The following is a 26911-nucleotide window of genomic DNA, read 5'->3' on the forward strand; positions in this document are numbered from 1 at the left end:
GTATCGAGCGCCCCGGTGGCAACAACCTGAAAACGGCTGTTTGAAAGGCGGGGCGCGTTATCGATCAATACGATGCCAAAAAGAACCACAGGTTCAAAGCAACCGACCCGCTGTACGGCTTAATCGGCGTTCAAATGCGTCGAGACCGCCGCCTGTGCCGGTTTCGGCTGGCCATCGGAGGTCAGCAGGCCGAAATTCTTCTCCCGGTCGTTGCTCCCCGACTCGCTGTTCTTCCATTCATAAATCGACGTCAGCGGAATGTTGAGTTTTTTAACATCCGCGATGAACGCAGAGATTTTACTGGCTTGCCCTTCCGGCCCACCGTTTGAAGCGAGCGCCGAGATGCCCCATTCACTGATGACGCCCGGCAGACGGAAGTTTTGCTGAATGAAGTTCTGCGCGTTAATAATCTGTGTCGCGGTCATGCCGTAGGGGTGGTAGGAAATGGCGTCCAGGCACTCAGGATAGGTGCCGAGAATGCTGTTGAGTGCCACGGTCGAGGCGGAACCGGCCGTCGGCGGGCGGGCAAAACCGAAGCCTACCAGAGGCGTCGATTGCGGTTTGCCCTGCAGCGTCTTGCACATGGCCGTCATGAACGGCACGAAGGTGTTTTTGAAGTCTCCGGTGGGCCAGTAGGTGTCGAGATCCGGCTCGTTCCAGATTTCGATCCCCACCAGTTGTGTGCTCCATGCTTGCTCAAGCCCGCTCACCGCGTTGGCGAACGCTTCACCGGCGGTTGTCAGGTCGCCGGTCAACGGCTTGGTGGCGCGCACAGTCATCAAGACCGGCAAGCCGGCGGACCTCGCCGCCGCGAACGCATCGCTGATCTGTTTCTGATAGGCCTTGGCGCCGAGGCTGTCGCTCCACACGCCGAAGCGCACGAAACTGAATCCCGCCGCCTTGATCTGCTCGGCGTCGGCCGGGGTGAAGTTCTGGATCTTGACCTGAACGCCGATGGTTCTGGCGGGCAGTGACGGGAACAACGTGCTGGCGTGAACCTGCGCGGTAGCACTGAGCATCAACAGGGCGGCGGCACCAAGATGTTTGAGATGTGCTGATTTCATGTCGGCTCTCCTGATGAGAATGACATCTAGCGAAGGGTTATCTCGTTACACAGGTTTCGAGGGCAATAAAGATGCTAAGTGCACGAATGTTATTTTTTGTCGGAAAACTTTCGCCCGAAAATCACAGTTATTTTTAGTCCGGTAATTCTGGTTGGGGGACTTTTAGAGGCCGTGGTACTTAATGCATCGGTATTAAGGGTGAATCTATTTCCGAGTGAAGGAAGGTCTTGCGGGTTCATTCGAATGTGCAAGGCATGTTGGCCGATTGACATTACACGGGAAAGTAAACCTTGTTCAAAAAGATTCTTGTCGTTTGCGTAGGCAATATCTGCCGAAGTCCGACAGCGGAACTTCTGTTGCGCAATGCACTGACACCTTCGGCGATCAGCGTGACCTCCGCAGGCCTGTCTGCGCGGGTCGGCGAAGGCATGGAGTCGACCGCGCGCCAGGTGCTGGAAGACCGCGGACACAGTGCCGAAGGGTTCACGGCGCGGCAACTGACAGCGGACATCGTCAATGAATCAGACCTGATTCTGGTCATGGAAAAACAACATGTTAATCAAGTACTGAAGATTGCCTCTCACGCCAGGGGCAAAGTGTTTCTGCTGGGCAAGTGGCAGAGCGAACGAGAAATACAGGACCCGTATCGTCAGGGGCAAGCCGCTTTTATTCATGCCCATGCATTGATTGAAGATGCTGTTAGCTCATGGGCGCAACGCCTGGCGCGTTGATGAATATTCTTCAGTTCAGTGAATGGTAAGAAAGACTTATGCAGTTACCGTCAGTAATCGGCACCCGCGACAACGATCAAGACAGTATTGATCTTCTCGGCATCTTCGGCAGCCTGATCGATCAGAAGTGGTTGATCGGTGCGTTCACCGGCGCGTTCATGATGACCGGTGTGGCCTATGCGATTTTGGCCACGCCGGTGTATCTGGCCAACGCGCTGGTGCAGGTCGAACCGAAAAAGAACGACATGCTCGGTTTTTCCGACCTCAACAGCATGCTCGGCGGGCAATCGCCGTCGGTGACCGAAATCGGCATCATCAAATCCCGCGCAGTGATCGGCAAGACGGTCGACGATCTGCGCCTGGATATCGACGTCACCCCCAACACCTTTCCACTGATCGGCGGCTTTCTCTCCCGGCGCTATCGCGGTGAGACCGAACTCAGCGTCGCGCCGCCGCGTTTCGGCCTGAGCAGCTACGCCTGGGGCGGTGAGCGTCTGGAGTTTGCGAAGCTCAATCTGCCCAAGGAACTGCTGGGCAAGAAACTCACCCTGATTGCCGGCGAACAACATCGCTTTCAGCTGTTGGACGACAACGACAACCTGTTGGTAGAAGGCGTGGCGGGCGAAGCCTTCGCCCAGGACGGCGTAGAAGGGCAGGTCGCGCAACTGTTGGCCAATCCCGGAACCCGTTTCGAAGTGGTGCGCTACCCACGAATCGTGACCATCCAGGGTTATCAGGACGCGCTGGACATCTCCGAGCAAGGCAAGGAGTCGGGCATCATCCGTCTGGCCCTGGCCAGCAGCGACGCCGCCGAAGCGGTGAAGATCCTCAACAAGATCGCCGCGCTGTACGTCGATCAGAACGTGCGCCGCACCTCCGCCGAAGCGGCGCAAAGCCTGGCCTTCCTGCAAAGCCAGTTGCCGCAGGTCAAGCGTGACCTGGCCAAGGCCAGCGATGCGCTCAACGCCTACCAGACCCACGGCAAGACCGTGAACATCTCCATGGAAACCCAATCGGTGCTCGGCCAGTCCGTGGCGCTCGAAACGCGGATTTCCGAGCTGAAACTGCAACAGGCGGAGATGGATCGCAAGTTCACCAAACAGCACCCGGCCTACCGCGCGCTGATGACCCAGATCGGTGAACTGACCCAACAGCAGCGCTCGCTGGAAGGCAAGGTTCAGGACCTGCCGGCCACGCAGCAGGAACTGCTCAACCTGACCCGCGATGTCGAAGTCGCTTCGCAGATCTACACCCAGTTGCTCAACAAATCCCAGGAGCTGGACATCATTCGCGCCGGTGCCGTGGGTAACGTGCGCCTGGTGGATACGGCGGACGTCGACCTGACCAGCCCGGTCAAACCGAAAAAAGCCCTGATCGTGTTGATCGCCACCTTCCTCGGCGCCTTCGTCGGCGTGGCGCTGGTGCTGTTGCGCAAATCCCTGAGCAAGGGCTTGGAAGGGCCGGAAGGCATCGAGCAGCTCGGCTTGCCGGTCTACGCGTCGATTCCCTACAGCGCTCTGCAACAGGAAGAGGACAGCAAAAAAGTCCGGGCCAAAGTCGCGGCGGACACGCCGGCGTATCTGCTGGCCCTGCGCAACCCGACGGACCTGTCCATCGAATCGATCCGCAGCCTGCGCACCTGCCTGCACTTCGCGGCGCTGGATTCGACCAACAACCGCATCATGATTTCCGGCCCGAGCCCGCAGGTCGGCAAGACCTTCGTCTCTTCCAACCTCGCAGCGGTCATGGCGCAGAGCGGGCAACGCGTGGTGCTGATCGACGCCGACATGCGCAAAGGGCATCTGCACAAGACGCTGAACACGCCGATCACCAACGGCCTGTCCGATCTGCTGGTCAAGCGCTGCACCCTCGATCAGGCGATCAACAAGGTCGAAGTCGACAACCTGCACTTCATCAGCCGTGGCCAGGTTCCGCCCAACCCTTCCGAACTGTTGATGCACGCCAATTTCCGCGAACTGCTGGCGCAACTCAGCGAGCGCTATGACGTGGTGATCATCGACACGCCACCGCTGCTGGCCGTGACCGATGCGGCGATTGTCGGTCGCGAAGCCGGCATCAGCCTGATCGTAGCGCGGTTCGGGGTGAACCCGGCCAAGGAAATCGAAATGACGATCCGTCGTTTCGCCCAGAACGGTATCGAGTTGAAGGGCGCGGTGTTCAACGGCGTCGAGAAGCGTGCGGCCAGCTATTACGGCAACGGCAGCTATTACAACTACGAATACGCGTCCGACCAGTCCTGAAATTCAGCGACGGTCCTTACAGGCATGAAAGTGGGTGGGTTGTGAAAAAAATACTGCACGTGGCGGAAACGATCAAAGGCGGGGTGGCGACGGTCATCCGCACGATTTCGGCGGCTCCGGAAGACGGGCGCTATGAGCTGGTGTATCTGGTCCCGCTCGACCAGAAGAAAGAACTGCACGGCATCGATGCACAGCAGATCCGCACCTTCGCCCGAAGCGGGCGGAATGTGCCGTCGCTGCTGCGTTTTGCCTGGCAACTGGCGCGGGTCCTGCTCAAGGAAAAACCCGATGTGGTGCATCTGCACAGCACCTTTTCCGGGGTGATCGGCCGTTGCGTGTGCGTGCTCCTGCGGCCGTGGCGCAAGCCGAAAATCGTCTACTGCCCCCATGCGTTTTCGTTCCTGATGGAAAGCTCGCCGATCAAGCAGAAAGTCTATGCGTGGATCGAGCGGGTGCTGCAGAAGGTCACGGACAAGATCATTTGCGTCAGCCAGTTCGAACTGGACAAGGCCGCGAAGTTTGGCATCGAGCGCAAGCGCATGACGCTGATCTACAACGGCATCGATCACAAGCATGAAGAACGCAAGGCCAACGATCCGGCACCGATTCATCTGCTGTTCGTCGGTCGCCTCGACTACCAGAAAGGCTTCGACGTGTTGCTCAAGGCCTACAGCGAAGCAAAACGCAGCGACCTGAAACTGACGGTGGTGGGCAGTGCGGTGAACGAGGACGTCGTCGAATGTCCGCCGCTGGACGGGGTGGAATACCTGCCCTGGGTGACGCCAACCGAAGTGCACGCGCTGTATCAGAAAGCCGATGCGCTGATCGTGCCGAGCCGCTGGGAAGGCTTTGCCATGGTGCCGCTGGAAGGCATGGCGCTGGGCCTGCCGGTGATTGCCAGCGACTGCACGTCGTTGCCCGAATTGGTCACCCATGGTGTGTCCGGTTACGTGTTCCCCGCCGGTGATCACCAGGCGCTGGCCGAGCGCCTGAAGAAAATCCAGAAGCCTGCGTTGTCGGCTCTCGGCATCGAAGGTCGGCGCATCGTCCGCGAGCGTTTCAGCGCCGCGTTGATGATCCGCCAGACCTACGACGTGTATTCCGCTCCCTCTTATTAAGTAGAACTCCGCTCATGAACGTAACGATTTTGCATGGCTACAGTGCCTCCAATTCCGGCGATGGTCTGCTGGTCGATCTGGCCATTGCGCTGGTGCAGCGCAACTTTGGCGAAGACACCGCGATCAGCGTCGTGGCGTCCGATCCGGACTCTTTCAAGTACCTGCCGCACCCGCGTTTCGACGCGCCGGTGATGGCGGCCAAGGGTTTGGGCCGAGTCAAACAGGCGGTGTTTCTCAATCAGTCCTACGCCGGGTTGGCGGATCTGTTGAAGAAAACCGATCTGATCGTCGGTGTCGGCGGCGGCTACATGCGCTCCAAAAGTGCCTTCGAGCACATCAAGCTGAAACTCGGCCACGCCAAGCAGCTGGAAACCGCGATCCTCAGCAAAGTGCCGTCGGTGTACCTGCCGCAAAGCATCGGGCCGTTCCACGGCGACAGCGACAAGATCGTCGGCCATTACGCCAGCGCCGACGCGGTGTTCGTGCGCGATAACCGTTCCTCGGCGCTGTTCGATGCCTGTGAAAATGTCTACCGCGCACCGGACCTCGCGGTGCAGGCGCTGGCCGGCAAGATCCTTCAGCAACCCAAGTTCACCCGCTGCGCCTCGACGCCGGCCACGGTGTGCGTGGTACTGCGCAAGCCGCCGGCGTGGAGCAAGGAAAAGAAGCTCGCCTACGTGGCCAACCTGAAGGTGCTGCTGCAGCGCTTGAAGAACAAAAGCAAAGTGGTCTGCGCCGTACAGAGCGCCGTGCGCGGTAATGATGACGGCGCGTTCTATCGCGAACTGGGCATCACCGAAGATCTGTTGCCGCTGAAGGCAACGCTGGCCAAATACCAACCGGACCTGGTGATTTCCGTGCGCCTGCACGGCGCGATCGAATCACTGCTCTCGGGTGTCCCGGCGTATCACATCAGCTACGAACGCAAAGGCTTCGGCGCCTATCAGGACATGGGCGTCGAGGATTGGGTCATCAACGGCGGCGACATCAATGTCGACACCATCATCGACACGGTTTACGCGCCGGACGCGCTGTCGAGTTTCGGCAAACGCCTGACCGACACCTGCCGCGAGATCGAGGCGAAAACCGTGGCCATGGACGACATCATCAAGGGCGTCATTCGATGATATTCCGGCTGTTGCTGCGGGGCGGGGCACTGGGCGCGAAGTTCTTGCTGGTGCTCGCCATCACCCATTACCTCGGTTACGAGGCGCTGGGTTTTTACGGCGTGGTGGTCGCGGCGTCGTTGATCGCGTCGAAGTTCTACAGCGTCGGATTCAGTTCCGAGATCAATCGGCTGATCAGCGTGGGCGGCAGTTCGCGACGGGTCGTGGACAAGGTGCTGCTGCTGTACCTGGCCGTGGGCCTGGCGTTGTCGGTGCTGACGGTGGTGATTTATTCACTGTTCCAGTCGGTGCAAGCGACGGCTGCGCTGATCGCCTGCGTGACGCTGGTGCTGCTCACCGAACACCTGTCGTTCGAGATCAACTCGTTCGTGTTTTCCGCGCAGAAAGCCACGGCGGGTGCGCTGCTGTTTTTCATCAAAACCGGGCTCTGGGCGCTGCTGGCCGTGGGCGGCATGGCGCTCGGCTGGGTGTCCGCAATCGCCAGCGTGCTGTGGCTGTGGGTCATCGCCAACGTACTGGTGATCGTCGCCGGTTACCTGATCGTGGTGAATGTTCATCGCGGGCGCGAAGAGGGAACCCTGGCGACGGCGGCCGTGTGGAAAGCCGGGTTGCCGTTTTACCTCGGCACGGGTCTGATCGCCCTGAGTCAGTACGCCGAGCGCTTTCTGATCATCGACCTCGAACCCTACGCCAGCCTCGGTAAATACGTGTACGCGTGGTCGGCGGCCAACACCTTGCAGGCGCTGTCCTACGCGGTGGTGGCGGTGGTCGGCATTCCGCTGCTTGCCAAGCGTTATCAGGCCGATCAGCAACCGTTCACGGTCCGGCAGTTGTTCGTGAACAAGTGGGTCGCGCGTTCGCTGGCGGTGTCGGCGGCGGTCGCGGTGGGCATTTATCTGTTCTTCAACGTGGTGCTCGATTACGTCGCCACCAGCGTTCCGCGTCCGGACAACGGCATCCTCGGCGTGCTGATTTTCTCCTTCGCCCTGCGTGCCATTGGCGACATCGTCTGGGGCGGGTTGATCGCTTCGAAAAACAGTCGGGTATCCCTCGCCAGCGCGGCCATTTGTCTGTTGGTTTCAGCGCCGGTCAGTTACCTGCTGATCAAGCACTGGTCGATCTACGGCGCGGCTTGGGGCAACGTGTTTGCGATCATCGTGCAGCTCGGCGTGATTGCGCTGCTGACCCGTGCCACGCGGGCGAAAAAGGCTGTCGTGTCATGGGCCTGAAACTGCCGTGCATCGAGTTTCGTGGTCGTCGTCTGGATTCGTCGCTGTCGTTCCTGATCCTGTTCACCGGGCTGTTTCTGTCGGTGGCGATGCCGCTGCTGGTGCCGCGCGATCCGGGCCCGGACGCGATGACCCTGTGGTCGTCCTATGCCCGGGCCGACAACTGTAATTTCTGGAACCCGTTCTCGCCGGATCGCTCGTCCTATGAGTGTTCGGCGTTTCTGCTGCGGCCCACCGGGATCAACCTGACCAACGCCTGGGCCTACGGGATGTTCTGCAATTTTTTCCTCACGGCGATTCCCGTGGTGGTGTTCCGGCGCATGCCGCTGACCATCTTCGGAACTTTGTGCCTGTGGGGCATCGTGCGTTCGTTTTTCCTGGAAAACCTGACCAAGGAAATCATTGTGTCGGTGGCGGTACTGAGCATTCTGTTCAGCTCGCTGACGCGCAAATATCGCGGCGGATTTTTCCTCTCGGCGGTGATCTACGGCGTGCTGATCCGGCCTTACTGGATTCTGTTTTCGCTGTCCTGGGTCGGCGTCTGCGTGATGAAGAAATACGTCTCGCGCACGACCTTCTTCCTGATGCTGTTCCTGTTCTATCTCGCGGTTGCCATGGCGATTCAGCTGGCGCTGGGCTTTCCGGTGTCATCGATTCGCGCCAGCAACAACGAACTGCGCACGGCGGGCGAGGAGGGTTCCAAATCGCTGATCGTCTCGTGGCTCAGCGGCAGCGACTTCGTCTCGCAGGCCCTGGACTCGATGATCATTTTCTTCCGCTTGTCGTTCCCCGTTGAGCTGATCCTGCTGTCCGGGCCGGGTCAGGTGATCTTCGTCGCGTTGATGATCATGACCGCACTGCTGCTGTTCAAAGTCATCACCTCGACCGATTACAAGGGCGCGCCGATCCAGACCAAACCCAAGGAACTGATCGCGATTCCGCTGGCGTTTCTGTTGGTTCAGGGCTTGTTCGAGCCGGATTTCGGTTCGTTCGCCCGGCACTTTTCGATGGTGGTGCCGGTGCTGTTCGTGGGTCTGGGTCTGATGCTGCGGGCGAACAAGCCGGTGAAGGTTGAATCAAGAATTCTGAATTGAGGCGGGTGCTTTATGTCGAGCAAGAAAAAGTCCCTGGAGATCGAAACCCTGCGTGGCCTGGCGTGCCTGTTGCTGGTGCTCTATCACGTGATCGGGCCGTTGGGCGGTGGTTTGAAAATCGACATCGGCTCGCCGTTCCGGGTGATCGCCGATTCGATGGTGTACGTGCGCATGCCGCTGTTCACCTTCATCTCCGGCTACATCTATTCCCTCTACAAGATTCGCGGCAATGACTTTTCCGCGTTCTTCAGCGGCAAGGTGCGGCGGCTGATCGTGCCGCTGTTTTGCGTGGGCGTGCCGTTCTCGGTGTTGCAGGCGGTGGGGCCGGGGGTGAACAAGGACGTCAGCGTGATGGATGCGCTGTTGTCGTTCTATGTGCCGATCAACCACTTCTGGTTCTTGCAGGCGGTGTTCATCATTTTCATGTTCGTCGGCCTGCTGGAATGGCGCGGGTTGCTGCGTACACCGACGCGCCTGTACCTGTTGTTCGCCTTCGCGGCGGCGGTGTTCCTGTTGCCGCCGTTTCCCGTGGATGCGTTCGGCATCAACGGGGCGATTTATCTGCTGCCGTTCTTCGTGGCGGGCATGATCGGCCAGGAGAAAGTCAGCGAGCTGAAGCAGACGTTCAAGGTGATCGGCCCGCTTGTGTTTGTGCTGATCTCGCTGACGCTGCTGTACGTGGCGGCGGTGGATCGCGAGCTGATTGTCGACCGCCGCAGCCTGATCGGCCTGACGGTGGGCTGCGTATCCTGCATCGCGTTACTGTCGAGTGACATGCGCTCAAAGACGCTGACTTGGCTTGGCGGTTACTCCTACGCGATTTTCCTGTTTCACGTATTGTTCGCCGCTACGTCGCGTTCGATCCTCGGCCGCCTGGGTGTGAAAGACGAAAGCGTGCTGGTGTTCTGCGGTTTGACGTGTGGTTTGCTCGGGCCGGTGGTGTTGTCGATGATTTTCAGTCGGTTCAACTTCACTTCAGTGTTGTTTCTCGGCGAACGTGCGGCGACTAAAAAGAAACCGGCGGCGACCATTGCACCGGTGGCGCAGAACGGATGAAGGAAGCGATTCATGCTGGCTGTTGATGAGGTGCCGCCAGTGGCGGCGTCGGTGGTGCAGGTCGGTGACGCCCGCGAGCGGTTTGGCCAGTGGCGCGAAGGCAAGGCCGGCAAGGTGTTGTCGATCTCGGTGATCGGTGACAGCTACAGCGCCGGGCAGGATTTCTACCTGAACAAACTGGTGCAACGCGTGGCCGGGGAGGTCGGGTTTGCCGGGCCGGGGTATGTCGGGTTCAATCACGGCGCAGCGCTCGGCGGCACGCATTTCAAGTACACCCGCAGCAGCGAAAAATACTTCGGCGGCGGCTGGCAAGTCTCCGGCCTCGGCCAGGCCAGCCCCGACAGCCGCACGGTGACCGGCCACCCCGGCGCCTGGCTGCAAGTCGAGGCCAGCCCGACGCCCGCCATCAATACCGCCGTCACTCAGGCGAAACTGCTTTACCTCGGCAACGGTGAGCCCAGTGAGTTGCGTTATCGCTGGTCACCCTCCGCCGACTGGCAGCCGTTGAAACTCGCGGGCGAGGGCGTACAGGAAGTCCCGCTGCCCGGTACGTCGGCCGCGACCGATTGGGCGTTCAGGCTGGAAGTGGTGAAAGGCGCGCCGACCCTGTTCGGTCTGTGGCTGAGCAACGATCAGAACGGGGTTCGGGTCTCGAAACTGGCGGCGTCCGGCGCGGCATCCGCTGATTTCTATCACGACGATGCGCGCTGGCAGGCGCAGTGGAAAGCCGTGGTGTCGAAGATCCCCGCAGATATTTACCTGATCATGCTCGGTGGCAACGATCAGGGTTTTGGCGTGAAGCCTGAGCAGTATCTGCACAATGTTGAGGGGCTGGTCGGCATGCTCCGCGAGATTCAACCGGCGGCAAGCATCAACCTGATCCTGCGTCAGGACACCACCCGCTCCAGCGCCTATCCGATGTCGGCTTATGCGCAGGTCATCGAGCCCTGGGCCCGTGCGCAGCATCTGGGTTACGCCAATCTGCAATGCGCGTTCGGCACCGACGTCAAACGCTACGCAGCGGCCATGATCGGGCCGGACAAGATTCATCCGCTGCCGGCCACGGGCGGGCGGGTGATTGCCGATTACTTCTATCGTTGGGTCGTGGGCGGACAGCAAAAAGTCTCGCCACAGGACAGCTGTGGCGAGACTTCGAAGTAGCCGTCAGTTGTCGAACAGATCCAGATGGCTCAGCAGTTCTGCGGTTTTCTGCGGCATCAACTGCGTCACGCAACGGGTTTCCACGTTGACGATGATCGCCGGGTCGTTGCAGCAGATCCGCACCCGAAAACGCCAGTCGCTGAAGATCATCTTCAGGCCGTCGCGGTCATCGACCTCCAGCGCCTGTTCGCCGTAAATCCGTTTCAGGTGGGCGAGCAGGGGGTAGGGATCGCGCATCGGTCGGCGTATGTCCCCGGACGAGGGAAACACGCCGAGGCGGTCGACCAGCAGCAGGGTGCCCAGCCACGGGCCATTGGCGCTGGGCAATGGCTGATGGCGGGATAACCAGCTCATCACCCCGAGGTTGTCCACCTCACGTTCAATCTCTGCGGAATGTTGTGCAATGTTCATGGTTGCCTCGTTGGCTGTGCGTGCTGCGATGGATCAGTGGGGGCCGCTCAGCGGCCCTTCAGGTAAACGTTTTCGTAGCAGAAGTTGGTCGCCTGCAGGTAACCCTCGGCGTCGCCGCAGTCGAAGCGTAGGCCCTTGAATTTGTAGGCCAGCACGCAACCGTTCTGCGCCTGTTTCATCAGGGCGTCGGTGATCTGGATTTCGCCGCCCTTGCCCGGCTCGGTGTCGGCGATCAGGTCGAAGATGTCCGGCGTGAGGATGTAGCGGCCGATGATCGCCAGGTTCGACGGTGCGTCCTGCGGGGCTGGTTTTTCCACCATGTGGTTGACCCGGTAGATGCCCTCGGAAATTGCCTCGCCGGCGATCACGCCGTACTTGTGGGTCTGGTCGCGCGGGACTTCCTGGATGGCGACGATCGAGCAGCGGAATTTCTTGTACAGCTCGATCATCTGCGTGAGCACGCCGTCGCCTTCGAGGTTCAGGCACAGGTCGTCCGCGAGAACCACAGCGAAGGGCTCGTCGCCGATCAACGGGCGACCGCTGAGAATCGCGTGGCCCAGGCCTTTCATTTCCACCTGACGGGTGTAGGAGAAGGTGCAGGTGTCGATCAGCTCACGAGTGCCGGCCAGGAACTTCTCTTTCTCGGTGCCACGAATCTGGTGTTCGAGTTCGTAGCTGATGTCGAAGTGGTCTTCCAGTGCGCGCTTGCCCCGGCCGGTGACGATGGCCATGTGTTGCAGGCCGGCGTCCCGTGCTTCTTCAACGGCGTATTCGATCAACGGCTTGTTGACGATCGGCAGCATTTCCTTGGGCATGGCTTTGGTGGCCGGCAAGAAACGCGTGCCATAACCGGCAGCGGGGAACAAACATTTACGGATCATAAAAGTTTCCTGGTCATTCATGGCGCACTGCCATCGTTTATTGCAATAACGAAAGGTTGCAAGTTATTGAAGCTGTACTTTAATACCTGACTCGGGAGATGAGTGGCAAATAGCAATGAGTGTAAAACACGACAATGTTATGAGATGTCGGTTTTGCAGTTATTGGTTATTTTTAGTCGGCATCCGTTGATAGTGATGAATGCGCGGGAGTGCTAATAAGTACCAGGCAATACAGTTTGGCTTGTAAAAATATTTATAGCCAGTGATTGAACTGTTTTTGTTTCTGGTTGTTGTCGCGCTGTTTGTGTGAATCAAGACACACATTAAACAAACAGCGCTTGACACGCGAGTTGGCACTTTTCCCACTATGGACCGCGCTATGAAGATTCTGGTAACGGGTGGCGCCGGCTATATCGGCTCGCACACCACACTTGCACTACTTGAAGCAGGTTATGAAGTTGTAGTTCTGGATAATCTTTGCAACAGCAGCGACGCCGCCTTGCACGCGGTGGAAGCCATTTGCGGCAAAAGTGCGCTGATGATTCGCGGGGATGTCTGTGACCGGGCCCTGCTGGACCGGATTTTCCAGCAGCACGCCATCGATGCCGTGCTGCACTTCGCCGGGCTCAAGGCCGTGGGCGAGAGCGTGCGCAAGCCGCTCGAATACTACGAAACCAACGTCAGCGGCAGCATCACGCTGTGCCAGGCGATGGCAGCGGCGGGGGTGTTCCGGCTGGTGTTCAGCTCGTCCGCCACGGTCTACGGCGAGCCGGCGCAGATGCCAATCCGCGAGGACTTCCCGACCGGCACTCCGACCAATCCCTACGGCCAGTCCAAGCTGATCGTCGAGAACGTGCTGCGCGACCTGTGCCAGTCCGAACCGCGCTGGAGCATCGCGCTGCTGCGCTACTTCAACCCGATCGGCGCGCATCACAGCGGCCAGATGGGCGAAGATCCCAACGGTATTCCGAACAATCTGGTGCCTTACATCAGCCAGGTGGCGGTCGGCAGCCTCAAGGAGTTGTCGATCTTCGGCGACGATTACCCGACGGTCGACGGCACCGGCGTGCGTGATTACATCCACGTCGTCGACCTGGCGGACGGGCACTTGAAAGCCCTGCAAACCATCGCCGACCGCACTGGCATTCATACCTGGAACCTCGGCACCGGCGACGGCTACAGCGTGTTGCAGGTGCTGCGGGCCTTCGAGCAGGCCTGCGGGCAGCCGGTGCCTTACCGGGTAATGCCACGGCGTTCCGGGGATATTGCCGAGAGCTGGGCCGACGCTTCGAAGGCGGCGAAGGAACTCGGCTGGAAAGCCACGCGCAACTTGCAGGACATGGTCACCGACACCTGGCGCTGGCAATCGAATCATCCCCGGGGTTATCAGGGATGATGGCGTTTTAGTGCAATGTTAGTTTCAGTCAGGTTGTTAGATATCGTCGGGAAATTAGACTGGCAATGCCTTTTGCAAGTCCGTAGATATAAACCTGCCGTTCGACTTTTATCAGTTGCGTAAGACTGTGAAAGAACAACGGATCTTGTTCGCGCTTTTTGCGACTTGAACTCTACCACCTCTAACCAACACCCGATGTTCAGGTGCAATGTTAGAAAGGAGTTGATATGAAGAAAGTGATGGCGATCGCCCTGTTGACGATGTTGAGCAACTGGGCCTCCGCAGCTGAAGCGCCGCTTACAGCAGTGACCAATGTATCTGGCAGTGTCGCGGCTTCTACAGCGCCTGCTGCCAGTACTGCCATGGTCGCCAGTGCTGTAGCGGCGTCCAACAGTGGTGGAAGTGCCAACGGCGGTACAACGGGTACCACCGGTACCACGGGTACAACCGGCACGCACAACTAACTGAAGTATCTGTTGGTGCAGTACAGGGTCGCCCGACGAAAGTCGGGTGACTTTGTTTTTGGATTCGCCCTTGAATAGCGTAGTGCCATTATGACCCGTCGTTTTTCTCTTTTATTGTTGGCAAGTATCGCTTTGCAAGGTTGCATGTTCTCCCCCGGCCAGTACCTGAGCACCAGTAGCATCACGCGCCAGGGCGCCAGCGAAAGCAGCCGGGTCGAGCTCATTCCGATCACCCCCAAACTCATCGCCATGAACCGCGCCACGTACAAGCGTGAGTCGGTGCCGGCAGAGTTGTTGGCGACCCCGGCCGAATACCGCATCGGCAGCAACGATGTGCTGTACATCACGGTCTGGGATCACCCCGAGCTGACGGCCCCTTCGGGTGCGCAGCAGCAGATCGACGCCAACGGCCGTCTGGTGCGCTCCGACGGCACGTTGTATTACCCGTACATCAAAGAAGTTCAGGCCGCCGGCAAAACCATCCAGCAACTGCGTTCGGACATCGAGCAACGCCTCTCGGCGTTCATTGCCGAGCCGCAAGTGGATGTCGCGGTGTTGCGTTTCGCCAGCCAGAAAGTCGTGGTCTCGGGCGCTGTAACCAAGGCCGGTCCCCAGGCGATTTCGACCAACCCGCTGAGCGTGGTCGAAGCCCTCGGTTCGGCCGGTGTCGATACCAACAATGCCGACTTGTCCGGGCTGATGCTGACGCGCAACGGGCGGGTCTATCCGCTCAATCTCGACGCCCTCAATCAGCAGGATTCCGAATTGCAGAACGTCTACCTCAAGGGAGGCGATCAGCTGTATCTGCCGTACAACGACAACAAGCGCATCTACGTGATGGGCGAGGTCAACCAGCCCCGTGCGCTGAGTTTCAAGACCGCCACCATGAACCTGTCCGACGTGCTCGGGTCGGTCGGTGGCTTGAGCCAGACCACCTCCAACGGCAACGCCGTGTATGTGATTCGCGGGGTGGAAAACCTCGACGTCGAGCCGGCGAAAATCTATCAGCTGGAAGCCGAATCGCCGACCGCCATGGCGCTCGCCTCGCACTTCGAAGTGCGGCCTCAGGACGTGGTCTATGTCGGGCCTGCCAACGTGACTCGCTGGAATCGCCTGATCAGCCAGTTGGTGCCGTCGGCATCGATTGTCGGGACCGGGGCTTCCGCTGCGAAGAACTGGAGCGAATACAGTAACAACAGCAAATAAGGCCGCCGACTGTGAAAACGTTGAAAGTGGGCGTGTGCCTGATGGCGGCCGTGTTGCTCAGTGGCTGCAATCCGCTGATGAGCGCTTCGTTGAACAACCTCAAGTCCGCCGTCATCGGGCCGGATGAACTCGATGTGTCGGCGGAGCAGGTCGCGGGGGTCAAGTATCCCCAACTCAAACTGACCACACCGTCCGGCTCCGGGGTGCTGGCGCTGGTGCGCGAGCGCGAGGACCTGCAGTTCTGGGTCGCCTCCGGCAAGCAGGTGCTGCTGATGCGCGACGGCCTGGCCATGCGCACTGTGGGCCTGGGCGTGGAGGGCGATCTGGACGGCACGCGCCTGTCCGATGACTCGCCGTTCAAACAGGGCCTGCATCGCATCACCGATGGCTACACCAGCCGCCGCTGGATCGACCTCTACAAGGGCCAGGAAGTCGGGATCATCCTCAACAGCCGCTTCTCCCGAAAATCCCTGGAAACCCTCGAGATTCTCGACAAGGAATACACCGTGCTGCGTGTCGATGAGCAGATTGACGCGCCAGCCATCGGCCTGCGCGCAACCAACCGTTACTGGGTCGATCCGGTGGACGGTTTCATTGTGCAGAGTGAACAGCAACTGACCTCGCAGTTGCGGGTCAGGATCGTGCAACTGACCCCTGACCGCAGGCATCTCCCGTGAAGCGGCTCAGAGCGCTCTCGGCGTGCCTGATGTTGCTTGCCGGTGTCAGCGAGGCCGCGGTCATTGTCAGCGGTGATGTCGCCAATCCGGGCCCGATCGAATTGCCGGCGGGCGGACGTTTGCACGATGTGATCGGCGAGGCTGTACCGAATGCCGAAGGTTATTGGCTGGCGGGCGTTCTGTTGCGTCAGTCATTGCTGGAGGAACAGACGCGGCTCAAGGTCGGCGTGCTGTTCGATCTGGATGTGCTGCAACGCATGGCGATGCTGTTCGACAAGCCGAGTCGTGCGGCGCTGGCCCAGCGCCTGGCCGAGCAGGTCCGGCAGATGCCGGTGACCGGGCGGCAGATCGCCGATCTCGATCCGGTGGCGGTGGAAGTCGGCTTCGCCCGCAACATCCGCCTCGACGATGGCGATCAACTGATCTACCCGAAACGGGTCGACGAAGTCGAAGTGCTGGGCGCGGTCGCCGAGCCGTGCCGCCTGCCTTATCAGCCGTTGCAGGAGGCCCGTGAATACCTGCAGGGCTGCACGTTGCTGACGGCGGACGCCGATGCCGATTATCTGTGGCTGATCCAGCCCAACGGCGAATCGCGGCGGGTCGGCATCGCCCACTGGAACCGCGAGAGCGGGCAGATGCCCGTGGCCGGCAGCAAGATTCTGGTGCCGGTAAAAAACGATGATCTGGATCCGCCTGTCCCTGAACTGAATCAGCAGTTGGCCGAATTGATTGCCACGCAGTTGGCTGAGGTGGTTCGTTGAATTTGCGTTTTGCAGCTGTGTTGTTATTGCCGTGTGGCCTGGTGCATGCCGAGCCTCGGATTACCCAGAATGACTTCGGCGGCGTCGGTCTGTTGCAGACCCCGACCGCGCGCATGTCGCCCGCCGGTGAGTTGAGCGTCAACGCCAACCGCACTGAACCGTACAGCCGATACAGCGTTTCGTTGCAGCCGCTCGACTGGCTGGAAGGTTCGTTTCGCTACACCGCCATCACCAACCGTCCGTACGGTTCCGAAGCGCTGAGCGGCAGCCAGAGCTATAAGGACAAGGCGGTCGACGCCAAGGTCCGGCTGTGGCAGGAAAGCCACTGGGCGCCGGAAGTGGCGCTGGGCTTTCGAGACATCGGTGGTACCGGTCTGTTTGCCAGTGAATTCTTCGTGGCCAACAAGCGCTGGGACAATTTCGATTTCAGCGCCGGCATCGCCTGGGGTTACATCGGTAATCGCGGCGATGTCGACAACCCGTTGGGTTCGATCAGTGACCGCTTCAACACTCGCCCTGATCTGGAAGGCACCGGTGACGTCAACGCCGGCTCGTACTTTCGCGGCAAGCCATCGTTTTTCGGCGGTGTGAGTTACCAGACGCCCTGGGACCGTCTCAGCCTGAAGCTCGAATACGAAGGCAACGACTACAAGCACGAGCCCAAGGACAACATCATCAAGCAGGACTCGCCGATCAACCTCGGTGCGGTGTTCAAGGTGACCGATTCCGTCGATCTGAGCGCAGCCTGGGAGCGCGGCAACACGGCGATGTTCGGCATAACGTTCCACACCAACTTCGTCAGCCGCAAGGCCCCGGCCAAGACCTTCGACCCACCGGCCGAACCGCTGCCGGCGAAGGCGCCGAGCACGACGATGGATGAGGTCAACTGGGCCGACGTGTCGCGCCGCTTGCAGCAGAACGCCGGTTACAAGGTCGAGCGCATCACCCAGCGCGATTCCGAACTGATCGTGTACGGCGAGCAGCAGCGTTATTTCCATTCGCCCAAAGCCGTCGGCCGCGCGAGCCGGATTCTCGATAACAGCGTCAACGACGACATCGACTGGTTCACCGTGGTCAACAAGCGCTACGACCTGCCGCTGGAAGAAACCAGCGTGCCCCGGCAGACCTTCCGCGAAGTGATCAACAACGAAGAGCCGCTGGAATCGCTGCACCGCACCACCGAGATCAATCCGGCGATGCCGCGCAACGAGAAAACCCTCTACACCGAAGCGCCGCAGCACTTCAATTACGGCGTCGGCCTGGGCTTCAAACAGAACGTCGGCGGCCCCGATGGTTTGCTCTATCAGTTCACGGCGGATCTGGACGCCGAGTACCGCTTCAACCGCAACACCTGGTGGAACGGTCTGCTCAGTCAGAACCTGATCAACAACTTCGACAAGTTCACCTACGACGCCCCCAGCGGCCTGCCGCGCGTGCGCACCGACTTGCGTCAGTACCTGACCACGTCGGACACCACCATGCCGCTGTTTCAGGTCAGCCACGCCGAGCAACTGGACAAGGATTTGTACGGCATGGTCTACGGCGGTTATCTGGAGTCGATGTTCGCCGGGGTCGGGGGTGAGGTGCTGTTTCGTCCGACCGGCAAGCGCTGGTCGATCGGTGCGGATCTGAACTACGTGCGTCAGCGTGAATTCGACCAGGGTTTCGGCCTGCAGGATTACTCGGTCTGGACCGGCCACATCACCGGCTACACAGACCTGCCGTTCGACACGCTGGCCGCGGTCAGCGTCGGCCGTTATCTGGCGGGCGACTTTGGCGGCACGGTGGACATCTCCCGCGAGTTCTTCAACGGCGTGCGCTTTGGCGCCTGGGCGACGATCACCACTGCCGGCAGCGCCGAGTATGGCGAGGGTAGTTTCGACAAGGGGCTGTACCTGTCGATTCCGTTCGACGAAATGATGAGCATGTCGACCATGCGCCGCGCCAACCTGGTGTGGGCGCCGCTGACCCGTGACGGTGGCGCGCGGCTCAATCGCAGCTTCCAGCTGCACTCCATGACGGATAGTCGGGAAGGGGACATGTTCTACCGCAACTTCGGGAAGATTACCGAGTAGGTTCGGGGGGAAGGACAGTTAAAGCGGGAGCCTGATGGCTCCCGTTTTGGTTTGTGGTGAAGGGTGATCTTGATGCAGCCGTGATTGCTGTGGGAGTTGGTGTGTTCCAGGTTCAAACCTGATGTTGAATGATCCGGCGCCTTCGCGGGCAAGCCCGCTCCCACAGGTTTTTAGGTGATGCCGTAATCTTCGCCACTCCTCGAAACTTGTGGGAGCGGGCTTGCCCGCGAAGGCGTCCGCTCAGCCGACATCAAAACATCAGACTCTCCTTGGCCGCAGAGCCCTCCGCCAACCCCCAAATCCCGCCCACAAAAAAGGGGACTTTCGTCCCCTTGCGGTGTTGCCTTCTCAAGCCCTGCGTCTCAGTAAATATCCTTCGACAACAGGGTGAACGGCGTCTTCACCAGGATCTTCACATCCAGCCACAGCGACCAGTTGTTGATGTACTTCAGGTCGATCTCGACACGCTTTTCCATTTTGTCGAGGGTGTCCGTCTCACCCCGGCAACCGCTGATCTGTGCCAGGCCGGTGATGCCCGGTTTGATTCGGTGGCGGGCCATGTAGGCGAGGATCTTGCCCGAGTAGTAGTTGTTGTGCGCCACGGCGTGCGGGCGTGGGCCGACCAGTGCCATGTGCCCTTGCAGCACGTTGAACAGTTGCGGCAGCTCGTCCAGCGAAGTGCGACGGATAAAGCGACCGACCGCGGTAATGCGCGAATCGTTGCGGCTGGCCTGCTTGACGTCACGGTCATCGTGCACGCGCATCGAGCGGAATTTCCAGACCTTGATCACCTTGCCGTTCCAGCCATGGCGATCCTGCTTGAAGAACACCGGGCCTGGCGAGTTGAGCTTCACCGCCAACGCCACGGCCAGCAGCACCGGGCTCAACAGGATGATGGCCAGCAGGGCGACGGCTTTTTCCACCAGGCTTTTGCTCAGCGCAGCGGTCGGGCGGCTGGTCAACGGGCTTTCGTTGAGGTAGATCGCCGGCAGGCCATCCACGACTTTCACCGAGTGATTAAGCAGTGTCAGGCTGTTCAGATCCGGCACCCAGACAACGTCAACGTTGGCATCCAGCAAGTCCACATACATCGCCTCGATCTTGGCGGCTTCCGACAGTGGCAGCGTGATGTACAGGCGGCGGATGTCGTGGTTCTGGATCAGCTCGAGCAGTTCGTCCTGAGCGCCGACAACGCGCGGGGCGTCCGCTTCCAGCGACGGGGTATCGCCGTTGCTGACCAGACCGACCAGCGGCAGGTTTTCGTGCTGGCTCAACTTCTTCGCCAGACCCAACGCCAGTTCGCCGGTGCCGACGATCAGGGTCTTGTGTTCGCTTTTGCGCGACCGCTGGTAGAACTTCGAGAACGCATGCAGCGGTGCGTACAGCAGCGCCTGACCGAGGAAACCGTACACCGCCCACTCAAGGATGACTTGGCGGGAGAACAGCGCATCGGCCTTGCAGATGAAGGCGATGAACGCCAGCCCGGCCATGGTCATGAACCAGCCCATGAACAGTCGACCCAGCCCGGTCAGATAATTGTCTCGCTTTCGATACGCGCCGCTGAAGGTATAAGCCGGCACCGAGGCCAGTACCGCCAGGATCGTGCACATCCGATAGTAGAACTCGACGGTGCCAGTGTGCTGTTCGGCCAGTATGAACAACAGGGAAACAATGAAACTCTGTGCCAGCGCCCATTGGCCCCAAAAGGTCAGTCCCTTGAGGCCGGTGTTTCGATTGATACGAAGAGAAAGATCCATACGATATCCCCAAAAGACGTCCATTCAGGTTTCGACAGTAGAAAACCGAGTTGTTAAGCAGACTTGTTATTGTTGTTTGAGCCAGTGTCCTGAGGTAACAACGCCGGAATGCGGAACTGTCGTCAGTCAATAGACTAAGTTATTGTCGGGGATGCTGTCTGACGAGTTCTAACAAGATGGCACAATGCCAACTTATTTGAATTTCCAATATTCAAACGTTAGAAAAGGTCGAAAGGCAGGGGGTGAATAATCAATATTGTGTTTGCTATCGTAGGTGGGGTCAGGAGGCGGGTATAACCAAGGAGGGGTGAAACCAAACAGAGTGCTTTTTTATTTTTGTAATCGCACTTGTATCTGTTTGTCTTGTAGTGGGGGATGTTGTTTAGGCAACAACTTCCTGGATCAGGCAATAACCGCGATTACGCACGGCACGAAACAATCGTTCACCGTTGCTGGCGTTCTTGAATTTGTCTTGAAGACGGCTCAGGCACATTTCCAGTCCCCGGTACTGCTCCGGCTCGCGGCCGATGCTGAGGATCAGATCGTCGCGACTGACAACACGCTCTTCATGGTGAAGCATCTTGCGGACCAGTGCGATTTCGAGCCCGGTGAGACTGATCTCGACGCCTTCTTTGGTCAATGCACCCTGATCATTGTCCAGATGCCAGGCTTCGGTGCAGGGCGCGTCGGATTTAATCGTTCGGGTAGTGTCAGTGGGGTTTTCGGACATGGCCGTGGAATTGTGAAATGAATGCGCCGATTGTGCTGCCAGCCATTCCGATTCGAGGGTGGCCAATATGCGCTGGGTATCATGTTCAATGCTGGGTGCGACATGCTTCCTTGTGCCGCGTGGGTAAGTGAACTCCATCAGCATCGGAGTGGAAGAGGGCGAAGCAACACCTTCAATAAACATTTGTGCCTGAGACGTGCCAAACGAATTGAAACGCTCACTGGAGAGAATGCTCTCGAGTTCGCGTTGCGACGCTGAGCTGTTAGTCACGACAACAAAGTATTTTCTTGGGAGGGTCGTGCTGGTTTCCATGTCTCTCTCCTAAAGTACACACCAAATTTGGCGAAAAAATAATGGCAGGCGAGCAATGTTTTCCTCGGAATTAATCGATCAGGCAGGGTCTGGGCCCAAAGATGGCCTCGATAAGTTCCACTCGGTCTGCGTTAGAGTAATGGTTTATTGTTATGTTTAAGTGTTGCAGCGCTCATGCAATTGACAGCTTTTTATTAGATGTGTGACGCGGTTAAAACTATGAGAAAGCGGATGTTTGAAGCGTTGCATCAGACGTTCCCTCGTATGCTGCAAAAGAGTGTTTTCCCTGAATCAAGGAGTTGAGATCAACCCCCTCATCAGACGATAGCCATACCCGCGAATGCTCTGTATGGCGTTCGTACCGTACACGTCCTTGATTTTCCCGCGCAAGCGGCTGATGGATTTTTCCAGCGCCCGAGGGTCGTAGAATTGGGTGTTCAGCCCCATGATGCTGGCGATTTCATCGTGGCTGAGAATGTGATTGCCGGTCTGCGCAAAGGCTTGCAGGATCTTCATTTCGGCAAAGGAGATATCCAGTTTCTTGCTGGTATCCGAGAGGCAGATGCGGGTGGGGTCCAGCACCAGATTGATATCGCGCTGCCATTCTTCACTGTTGAAGAACTCGCCGAGCAGCTCGCCGCTTTCATCGGACAAGGTATTGAGTTTGATACAGAAGTCGGCACCGGCCAGAAAGTACTTGATCTTGTTGTGGGCGCCGCGCCCCGTGATCACTGCACAAATAATCGGCTTCAAGTTGTCGTTGCGCAGGTTTTCCACCAGGGCAAGGTTATCTTCGAGTGCCTGAGGGCTGTCGATGATAATGAAGATCGCCCGATACAGGCCGTGATATTCGTTGTGCTGATATGAACTAATGTAGGCGTCGGCTTCAACAGCCACACCGCTCTGCACATGCTTCGCGATTAGCGCGCTAAAGTGTTCAGCCACGCCACGGGTACGACCCAGGGTGAGAACACCTGGTTCGTCGCTTGTGCGGCGCGGGCTTCTAGTCGCTAAGTTACCTGTGAGCATCATGCATTGACTCGAAAAGGTGCTGACATCGGGATGTTAAAGCACCGGTTCTCATCTGTGACTGACAATTGGTAACATTTGGACGAATTTTAGACGTGGCTCCCGAGTTTTCTAACAATAATTAAGCGATTCAAGCTTTTAGTTGATTTTTTCGGGGCTGTGAACTAACGGAATTGAGGCCGTTAGATGGTGGCAATATGGAATGGTGCCACTATTTTGTAATTATCGCGAGCTGTTTTTATGTCCCTTGGCCATCACTCAACTGCATACGTATCAGAACAGTGTGAGGTGGGTCACATTTTATGGGGAGGCCTGTCTTTTGGCTATAACGTCGACAAGTTCACACACGGACGTTTATTAACATGCCTTGAGTGTGGCTTTTGATAAGACATATTCTCCGTCCCCGAGTCGGGCAATGGGTGTGCATCTGCCAATTGTTTTACTTCAGATACTCAATGCCTGAATGCATTTAACAGGGCGCCCGCAAAGAGCGCTCTGACGGAGGATTAATGGATTTACTGACCTTGTTCAAGGTGCTGATTCTTGGGGCGGTAGAAGGCCTGACCGAGTTCCTGCCCATTTCCAGTACGGGCCACCAGATTATTGTTGCCGACTTGCTGGAGTTCGGCGGCGAACGCGCCATGGCGTTCAACATCATTATTCAACTGGGCGCCATTCTGGCCGTGGTCTGGGAGTTTCGCCCGAAGATCTTCGAGATCGTCAAAGGCCTGCCGACCCAAAGCAATGCCCAGCGTTTTACCCGCAATTTGCTGATCGCCTTTTTCCCGGCGGTCATTCTCGGCGTGTTATTCGCCGACACGATTCATGAATACCTGTTCAACCCGATCACCGTAGCGGTTGCATTGGTCGTGGGCGGCATCGTGATGTTGTGGGCCGAGCAGCGGGATCATGTAGTGAATGTCGACCATGTGGACGACATGAAGTGGGCCGACGCGCTGAAGATCGGTTGCGTACAGTGCCTGGCGATGATTCCAGGCACGTCGCGCTCCGGTTCCACCATCATCGGCGGTTTGCTGTTCGGCCTGTCACGCAAGGCCGCCACGGAGTTCTCGTTCTTTCTGGCAATGCCGACCATGGTCGGTGCCGCAGTGTATTCCGGCTACAAGTACCGCGAACTGTTCCAGAGCAGCGACCTGCCGGTCTTCGCCTTGGGCTTTGTCGTAGCATTCATCTTCGCGATGATCGCCGTGCGCGGCCTTCTGAAGTTCATTGCAAACCACAGCTACGCCACCTTCGCCTGGTACCGCATCGCCTTCGGCTTGCTGATCCTTGCCACCTGGCAATTTGGTTGGGTGAACTGGACGGCTGCGGCGGCAAGCTGATTACTGACTGCTGAGCAGCGCAGCGACGGCGAGGTCATTCAATTCAGAGTCGGGCGAATCCTGACGAAACCGCTGCAACGCCGAGGTGAAATACGCGGCTTGCAGCATGCCGTCACTGGCGAGGAAATAACGTGCCGCTTCTATTTCCTCTACCGAATACACACGTTTTTTCAGTCCGGAAATGTCCGACATCCCGTCGACTGTGACCATCGTCGTCGTGAAAACCAGAAAACCAGACATTTGGGTAGATTGAAAAGGGCCATTTTCCCCGTTGCCGCACCCCTTCGCAAAATCACAGGATGCATAGGCGCTTGCATAGAGAGTCGAGAGTAAAGCGAGGAGGGTGAAACGCTTGAATAAAACACAGCTGAACGCGGGCATAACCAAAAGACATCCTGTCAGTACAGCAAAACACCGGGCAACGCTCATTCGTTGCCCACACGCTCCAAGCGTCGATCAACGCCCGGCCAGCAACTCCGCCGCCTGATCCAGCAACGCCAGCGGATCCTTGGCCTTGTGAATATCCACCGACAACAACTGACGAAACTTGCGCGCCCCCGGAAAACCGGTGCCCAGGCCCAGCACATGCCGGGTGATGTGATGCATCGCGCCGCCGGCCAGCAAATGCTCGGCTATATAAGGCCGCAACTGCGCCAGCGCCTCGGCCCGGCTGATCACCGGCGCGCTGCTGCCGAACAACTGCTGATCCACCTCGGCCAGCAGATACGGATTGTGATACGCCTCGCGCCCTAGCATCACGCCGTCAAAGGTCTGCAAATGCTTATGGCAGGCCTCCATCGTCTTGATCCCGCCGTTCAGAATGAACTCCAGCTCCGGAAAATCCGCCTTCAACCGCGCCGCCACGTCATAACGCAACGGCGGAATGTCTCGGTTCTCCTTCGGCGACAACCCCTCCAGAATCGCAATCCGCGCATGCACCGTAAAACTGGTGCACCCGGCATCCCGCACCGTGCCGACGAAATCGCACAGCTGCTCATAACTGTCCCGCCCATTAATCCCGATCCGATGCTTCACCGTCACCGGAATCGACACCGCATCACGCATCGCCTTCACACAATCCGCCACCAACTGCGGATGCCCCATCAGGCACGCCCCGATCATATTGTTCTGCACCCGATCACTCGGGCAGCCAACGTTCAGATTCACCTCGTCGTAACCGTGTTCCTGAGCCATACGGGCGCAAGCGGCCAGGTCCAGTGGAACACTACCGCCCAACTGCAAGGCCAGAGGGTGCTCGGCTTCGTTGTGACGGAGGAAACGCTCGTGATCGCCGTTGAGCAGAGCGCCGGTGGTGACCATCTCGGTGTAGAGCAGGGCGTTTTTCGACAGGATGCGCAGGAAGTACCGGCAGTGGCGGTCAGTCCAATCCATCATGGGCGCGACGGAGAAACGGCGGGAGAGTGGGGCGGGTGTGGCGGTGATTGAGGGCATTGGGGGTACGGAATCGGTGTGACTGGGAGGTGGGGGAGTTTATCAGGAATGACCGCTCGGGCTCAGTGATATCCGGCGGAAATACAACCTCATCAAGTGTGGGATTAAGCAAGACAGCCATGAAGTGGACTGATAGCATCGGGCTATCAACAAGAGTGAGGAAGGGATCCCATGCTGAAAAAACTCGCATCATCTGTACTTGTCGCCGGCGCTCTGCTTGCCTCCGCTCAAGGGGCTTTCGCCGAAGAAAAGCTGTTCAAAAACTACGTCTACCAAACCCCACTCGCCAAATTCACCGAAGCGGCCAGTTACTACGACTGCTCCGAAGACGTTGGCGGAACCGCGAGATGCATCGACGATGTGGATTTCCTGGAAGAGAAATTCACTGTCGCGCTCATCTTCTCGGGTGACAAGCTGATGATGGTTTCACTCATCAGCTCGTTTGATCAGAACCTGTACGTCAAAGCCATCGCGGGGCTTTCAAAATCATTCACGCTGGTTTCCATGAGCGATGAAAAGTCCATCCTGGATATGTTCGATACCGCGAGAAAGTCGAGAAGCACTGAAGAGCTGACGACGAAGATTTCCAATTTTGAACAGGTTGGTCTGGCGTCTGGGAATCTGACTTATACGTTTCTTGAAGGGTTGAACGCTAAAGGGCAGACCAATGCTGTTAGTGCGTTAGCTGCTGCGCCGGAAAATATTCGGTCCGCTGAGTTGGTTATGGTGGGGCAGGGGGCTGATTCGGGGATGATTATTCGGTTTACGTTTCCGCGGTTAGAGGCGAATAAAATTTTGGCTGAGGCTAAGAAGCCGGTTGAGTCGTTTTAATGAGTTGGTTGATTACTTCGTAGCACTTAGATGCGATGAGAACGGGATGATTCAGTTTTTTTGTGTGGGGGAGGTAAATGAATCTGCCCCATTGTCAAAGCCAAGCTTACCTACCTTCATTATTAAGGATAATTCATGATTAGTAGCGACCGACCGCCAAGACTTTTTATTTCGTACAGCTGGTCGACTCCTGACCATCAGCAGTGGGTAATGACATTAGCAACCGAGCTGAGAGAGTCTGGTGTTGATGTGATACTTGACAAGTGGGACCTCAGAGAAGGACATGACTCCATCGGTTTTATGGAGTCCATGGTGACCGATGAGAGTGTTACCAAAGTCATCATTGTTTCAGATAAGGCCTACGCAACCAAAGCAGATGGACGAGCGGGTGGTGTCGGTACGGAAAGCCAAATTATTTCAGCCAAAGTCTATGAAAGCTCTAAGCAAGAAAAATTTGTAGCCGTAGTTCCCGAGAAAGAAGATGGCAAAGCGTGGTTGCCTACATTCTATGGAAAGCGAATATATATTGACCTCAGCGAAGCTGAAAACTACTCGAAGAATTTTGAACAAGTGCTCAGATGGAATTATGATCAACCTCTACATCTAAAACCAGAGATAGGCACACGCCCAGCATTTCTGACCGAATCATCTACAGTTTCGTTAGGAACCAGTGCGACACACCGGCGGGCGCTGGACGCAGTAAAGAATGGTAAGTCGTTCGCTGCTGGGGCTGTAGACGAGTATT

The 26911-nt window shown here is 58.1% G+C and carries 25 protein-coding genes; 17 read left to right on the forward strand and 8 right to left on the reverse strand.

What is annotated here, in order from left to right:
- Positions 1 to 119 precede the first annotated feature (119 nt).
- The gene (locus tag EIY71_RS19285; RefSeq protein WP_102718174.1) at positions 120 to 1064 is read right to left on the reverse strand and encodes a glycosyl hydrolase family 5; all 945 of its coding nucleotides are present in this window, start codon (positions 1062 to 1064) and stop codon (positions 120 to 122) included.
- Positions 1065 to 1354: 290 nt separating this feature from the next.
- On the opposite strand from EIY71_RS19285, the gene EIY71_RS19290 reads away from it, so the two are divergent.
- The 8 genes from EIY71_RS19290 to EIY71_RS19325 are packed head-to-tail and all read left to right on the forward strand — an operon-like array spanning position 1355 to position 10841.
- Positions 1355 to 1795 carry a low molecular weight protein-tyrosine-phosphatase gene (locus EIY71_RS19290; protein ID WP_085748355.1) on the forward strand — a complete coding sequence of 147 codons (441 nt, stop codon included), beginning with the start codon at positions 1355 to 1357 and terminating at the stop codon, positions 1793 to 1795.
- A gap of 38 nt (positions 1796 to 1833) precedes the next feature.
- Complete coding sequence (locus tag EIY71_RS19295; protein ID WP_134022747.1) at positions 1834 to 4056, forward strand: polysaccharide biosynthesis tyrosine autokinase; 2223 nt, start codon at positions 1834 to 1836, stop codon at positions 4054 to 4056.
- 41 nt (positions 4057 to 4097) lie between these two features.
- Complete coding sequence (locus EIY71_RS19300) at positions 4098 to 5174, forward strand: glycosyltransferase (RefSeq protein WP_102718177.1); 1077 nt, start codon at positions 4098 to 4100, stop codon at positions 5172 to 5174.
- A gap of 14 nt (positions 5175 to 5188) precedes the next feature.
- A complete protein-coding gene (locus tag EIY71_RS19305; RefSeq protein ID WP_134022749.1) occupies positions 5189 to 6301 on the forward strand; it encodes a polysaccharide pyruvyl transferase family protein in 1113 nt (370 codons plus the stop codon).
- Positions 6298 to 7530 carry a phosphoribosylaminoimidazole carboxylase gene (locus tag EIY71_RS19310; RefSeq protein WP_134022751.1) on the forward strand — a complete coding sequence of 411 codons (1233 nt, stop codon included), beginning with the start codon at positions 6298 to 6300 and terminating at the stop codon, positions 7528 to 7530. The genes EIY71_RS19305 and EIY71_RS19310 overlap by 4 nt, the downstream gene beginning before the upstream one ends.
- Entirely contained in the window at positions 7521 to 8624 is a 1104-nt protein-coding gene (locus tag EIY71_RS19315; RefSeq protein ID WP_011335164.1) for a hypothetical protein, read from the forward strand. The genes EIY71_RS19310 and EIY71_RS19315 overlap by 10 nt, the downstream gene beginning before the upstream one ends.
- A gap of 12 nt (positions 8625 to 8636) precedes the next feature.
- Positions 8637 to 9680, forward strand: a complete 1044-nt coding sequence (locus tag EIY71_RS19320; protein WP_134022753.1) for an acyltransferase family protein — start codon at positions 8637 to 8639, stop codon at positions 9678 to 9680.
- A 12-nt stretch (positions 9681 to 9692) separates the two neighbouring features.
- Complete coding sequence (locus EIY71_RS19325; RefSeq protein WP_134022755.1) at positions 9693 to 10841, forward strand: SGNH/GDSL hydrolase family protein; 1149 nt, start codon at positions 9693 to 9695, stop codon at positions 10839 to 10841.
- 3 nt (positions 10842 to 10844) lie between these two features.
- On the opposite strand, the gene EIY71_RS19330 is transcribed toward EIY71_RS19325, so the two are convergent.
- Together EIY71_RS19330 and galU are read right to left on the reverse strand one after the other, a co-directional pair.
- Positions 10845 to 11252, reverse strand: coding sequence for a mannose-1-phosphate guanylyltransferase (locus EIY71_RS19330; RefSeq protein ID WP_039772767.1), 408 nt, complete (start codon positions 11250 to 11252; stop codon positions 10845 to 10847).
- 47 nt (positions 11253 to 11299) lie between these two features.
- A complete protein-coding gene (gene galU / locus EIY71_RS19335; RefSeq protein ID WP_011335161.1) occupies positions 11300 to 12133 on the reverse strand; it encodes a UTP--glucose-1-phosphate uridylyltransferase GalU in 834 nt (277 codons plus the stop codon).
- Between the two features lie 379 nt (positions 12134 to 12512).
- On the opposite strand from galU, the gene galE reads away from it, so the two are divergent.
- The 6 genes from galE to EIY71_RS19365 all read left to right on the forward strand — a co-directional run bounded on the left by galE (position 12513) and on the right by EIY71_RS19365 (position 18712).
- Positions 12513 to 13529, forward strand: coding sequence for a UDP-glucose 4-epimerase GalE (galE, locus tag EIY71_RS19340; RefSeq protein ID WP_039772766.1), 1017 nt, complete (start codon positions 12513 to 12515; stop codon positions 13527 to 13529).
- A gap of 227 nt (positions 13530 to 13756) precedes the next feature.
- Complete coding sequence (locus EIY71_RS19345) at positions 13757 to 13993, forward strand: hypothetical protein (RefSeq protein WP_003226528.1); 237 nt, start codon at positions 13757 to 13759, stop codon at positions 13991 to 13993.
- A gap of 90 nt (positions 13994 to 14083) precedes the next feature.
- Positions 14084 to 15199, forward strand: coding sequence for a polysaccharide biosynthesis/export family protein (locus EIY71_RS19350; protein WP_172829496.1), 1116 nt, complete (start codon positions 14084 to 14086; stop codon positions 15197 to 15199).
- An 11-nt stretch (positions 15200 to 15210) separates the two neighbouring features.
- On the forward strand, positions 15211 to 15876 hold the full coding sequence (locus tag EIY71_RS19355) for a YjbF family lipoprotein (RefSeq protein ID WP_134022757.1): 666 nt from the start codon (positions 15211 to 15213) through the stop codon (positions 15874 to 15876).
- Complete coding sequence (locus EIY71_RS19360; RefSeq protein ID WP_372239290.1) at positions 15873 to 16637, forward strand: capsule biosynthesis GfcC family protein; 765 nt, start codon at positions 15873 to 15875, stop codon at positions 16635 to 16637. Before EIY71_RS19355 ends, EIY71_RS19360 begins: the two co-directional genes overlap by 4 nt.
- Entirely contained in the window at positions 16634 to 18712 is a 2079-nt protein-coding gene (locus EIY71_RS19365; RefSeq protein WP_134022759.1) for a YjbH domain-containing protein, read from the forward strand. The genes EIY71_RS19360 and EIY71_RS19365 overlap by 4 nt, the downstream gene beginning before the upstream one ends.
- Positions 18713 to 19074: 362 nt before the next feature.
- Here EIY71_RS19365 and EIY71_RS19370 read toward each other — a convergent pair whose 3' ends face one another.
- The 3 genes from EIY71_RS19370 to EIY71_RS19380 all read right to left on the reverse strand — a co-directional run bounded on the left by EIY71_RS19370 (position 19075) and on the right by EIY71_RS19380 (position 22543).
- Positions 19075 to 20469, reverse strand: a complete 1395-nt coding sequence (locus tag EIY71_RS19370; protein ID WP_134022761.1) for an undecaprenyl-phosphate glucose phosphotransferase — start codon at positions 20467 to 20469, stop codon at positions 19075 to 19077.
- A gap of 382 nt (positions 20470 to 20851) precedes the next feature.
- A complete protein-coding gene (locus EIY71_RS19375; RefSeq protein WP_134022763.1) occupies positions 20852 to 21511 on the reverse strand; it encodes a helix-turn-helix domain-containing protein in 660 nt (219 codons plus the stop codon).
- Between the two features lie 291 nt (positions 21512 to 21802).
- Positions 21803 to 22543 carry a winged helix-turn-helix domain-containing protein gene (locus EIY71_RS19380; RefSeq protein ID WP_102718186.1) on the reverse strand — a complete coding sequence of 247 codons (741 nt, stop codon included), beginning with the start codon at positions 22541 to 22543 and terminating at the stop codon, positions 21803 to 21805.
- A 506-nt stretch (positions 22544 to 23049) separates the two neighbouring features.
- Here EIY71_RS19380 and EIY71_RS19385 point away from each other — a divergent pair.
- Positions 23050 to 23883 (forward strand): undecaprenyl-diphosphate phosphatase, encoded by an 834-nt coding sequence (locus EIY71_RS19385; RefSeq protein ID WP_134022765.1) that lies wholly within the window; start codon positions 23050 to 23052, stop codon positions 23881 to 23883.
- Here the strand turns inward: EIY71_RS19385 and EIY71_RS19390 are convergent, their stop codons facing one another.
- A complete protein-coding gene (locus EIY71_RS19390) occupies positions 23884 to 24264 on the reverse strand; it encodes a DUF2388 domain-containing protein (RefSeq protein WP_166673438.1) in 381 nt (126 codons plus the stop codon).
- Positions 24265 to 24339: 75 nt separating this feature from the next.
- The gene (dusA, locus tag EIY71_RS19395; protein ID WP_134022767.1) at positions 24340 to 25335 is read right to left on the reverse strand and encodes a tRNA dihydrouridine(20/20a) synthase DusA; all 996 of its coding nucleotides are present in this window, start codon (positions 25333 to 25335) and stop codon (positions 24340 to 24342) included.
- 171 nt (positions 25336 to 25506) lie between these two features.
- Between dusA and EIY71_RS19400 the strand changes: the two genes are divergently transcribed.
- Together EIY71_RS19400 and EIY71_RS19405 are read left to right on the forward strand one after the other, a co-directional pair.
- Positions 25507 to 26166 carry a hypothetical protein gene (locus EIY71_RS19400; RefSeq protein ID WP_134022768.1) on the forward strand — a complete coding sequence of 220 codons (660 nt, stop codon included), beginning with the start codon at positions 25507 to 25509 and terminating at the stop codon, positions 26164 to 26166.
- A gap of 135 nt (positions 26167 to 26301) precedes the next feature.
- On the forward strand, positions 26302 to 26911 hold a 610-nt coding region (locus EIY71_RS19405), incomplete at its 3' end, for a TIR domain-containing protein (protein WP_134022769.1).

The sequence above is a fragment of the Pseudomonas sp. CH235 genome (assembly GCF_004368175.1).
GTDB lineage: Bacteria > Pseudomonadota > Gammaproteobacteria > Pseudomonadales > Pseudomonadaceae > Aquipseudomonas > Aquipseudomonas paraglycinae.

Bases quoted from the DNA above. Each gene is read 5' to 3' on its own strand.
- dusA (WP_134022767.1), bottom strand. From the start codon at position 25,335: ATGCCCTCAATCACCGCCACACCCGCCCCACTCTCCCGCCGTTTCTCC.
- EIY71_RS19390 (WP_166673438.1), bottom strand. From the start codon at position 24,264: ATGCCCGCGTTCAGCTGTGTTTTATTCAAGCGTTTCACCCTCCTCGCT.
- EIY71_RS19370 (WP_134022761.1), bottom strand. From the start codon at position 20,469: ATGGATCTTTCTCTTCGTATCAATCGAAACACCGGCCTCAAGGGACTG.
- EIY71_RS19320 (WP_134022753.1), top strand. From the start codon at position 8,637: ATGTCGAGCAAGAAAAAGTCCCTGGAGATCGAAACCCTGCGTGGCCTG.
- EIY71_RS19295 (WP_134022747.1), top strand. From the start codon at position 1,834: ATGCAGTTACCGTCAGTAATCGGCACCCGCGACAACGATCAAGACAGT.
- galU (WP_011335161.1), bottom strand. From the start codon at position 12,133: ATGATCCGTAAATGTTTGTTCCCCGCTGCCGGTTATGGCACGCGTTTC.
- EIY71_RS19350 (WP_172829496.1), top strand. From the start codon at position 14,084: ATGACCCGTCGTTTTTCTCTTTTATTGTTGGCAAGTATCGCTTTGCAA.
- EIY71_RS19375 (WP_134022763.1), bottom strand. From the start codon at position 21,511: ATGGAAACCAGCACGACCCTCCCAAGAAAATACTTTGTTGTCGTGACT.
- EIY71_RS19400 (WP_134022768.1), top strand. From the start codon at position 25,507: ATGCTGAAAAAACTCGCATCATCTGTACTTGTCGCCGGCGCTCTGCTT.
- EIY71_RS19330 (WP_039772767.1), bottom strand. From the start codon at position 11,252: ATGAACATTGCACAACATTCCGCAGAGATTGAACGTGAGGTGGACAAC.
- EIY71_RS19285 (WP_102718174.1), bottom strand. From the start codon at position 1,064: ATGAAATCAGCACATCTCAAACATCTTGGTGCCGCCGCCCTGTTGATG.
- EIY71_RS19380 (WP_102718186.1), bottom strand. From the start codon at position 22,543: ATGATGCTCACAGGTAACTTAGCGACTAGAAGCCCGCGCCGCACAAGC.
- EIY71_RS19385 (WP_134022765.1), top strand. From the start codon at position 23,050: ATGGATTTACTGACCTTGTTCAAGGTGCTGATTCTTGGGGCGGTAGAA.
- EIY71_RS19345 (WP_003226528.1), top strand. From the start codon at position 13,757: ATGAAGAAAGTGATGGCGATCGCCCTGTTGACGATGTTGAGCAACTGG.
- EIY71_RS19305 (WP_134022749.1), top strand. From the start codon at position 5,189: ATGAACGTAACGATTTTGCATGGCTACAGTGCCTCCAATTCCGGCGAT.
- EIY71_RS19315 (WP_011335164.1), top strand. From the start codon at position 7,521: ATGGGCCTGAAACTGCCGTGCATCGAGTTTCGTGGTCGTCGTCTGGAT.
- galE (WP_039772766.1), top strand. From the start codon at position 12,513: ATGAAGATTCTGGTAACGGGTGGCGCCGGCTATATCGGCTCGCACACC.
- EIY71_RS19310 (WP_134022751.1), top strand. From the start codon at position 6,298: ATGATATTCCGGCTGTTGCTGCGGGGCGGGGCACTGGGCGCGAAGTTC.
- EIY71_RS19325 (WP_134022755.1), top strand. From the start codon at position 9,693: ATGCTGGCTGTTGATGAGGTGCCGCCAGTGGCGGCGTCGGTGGTGCAG.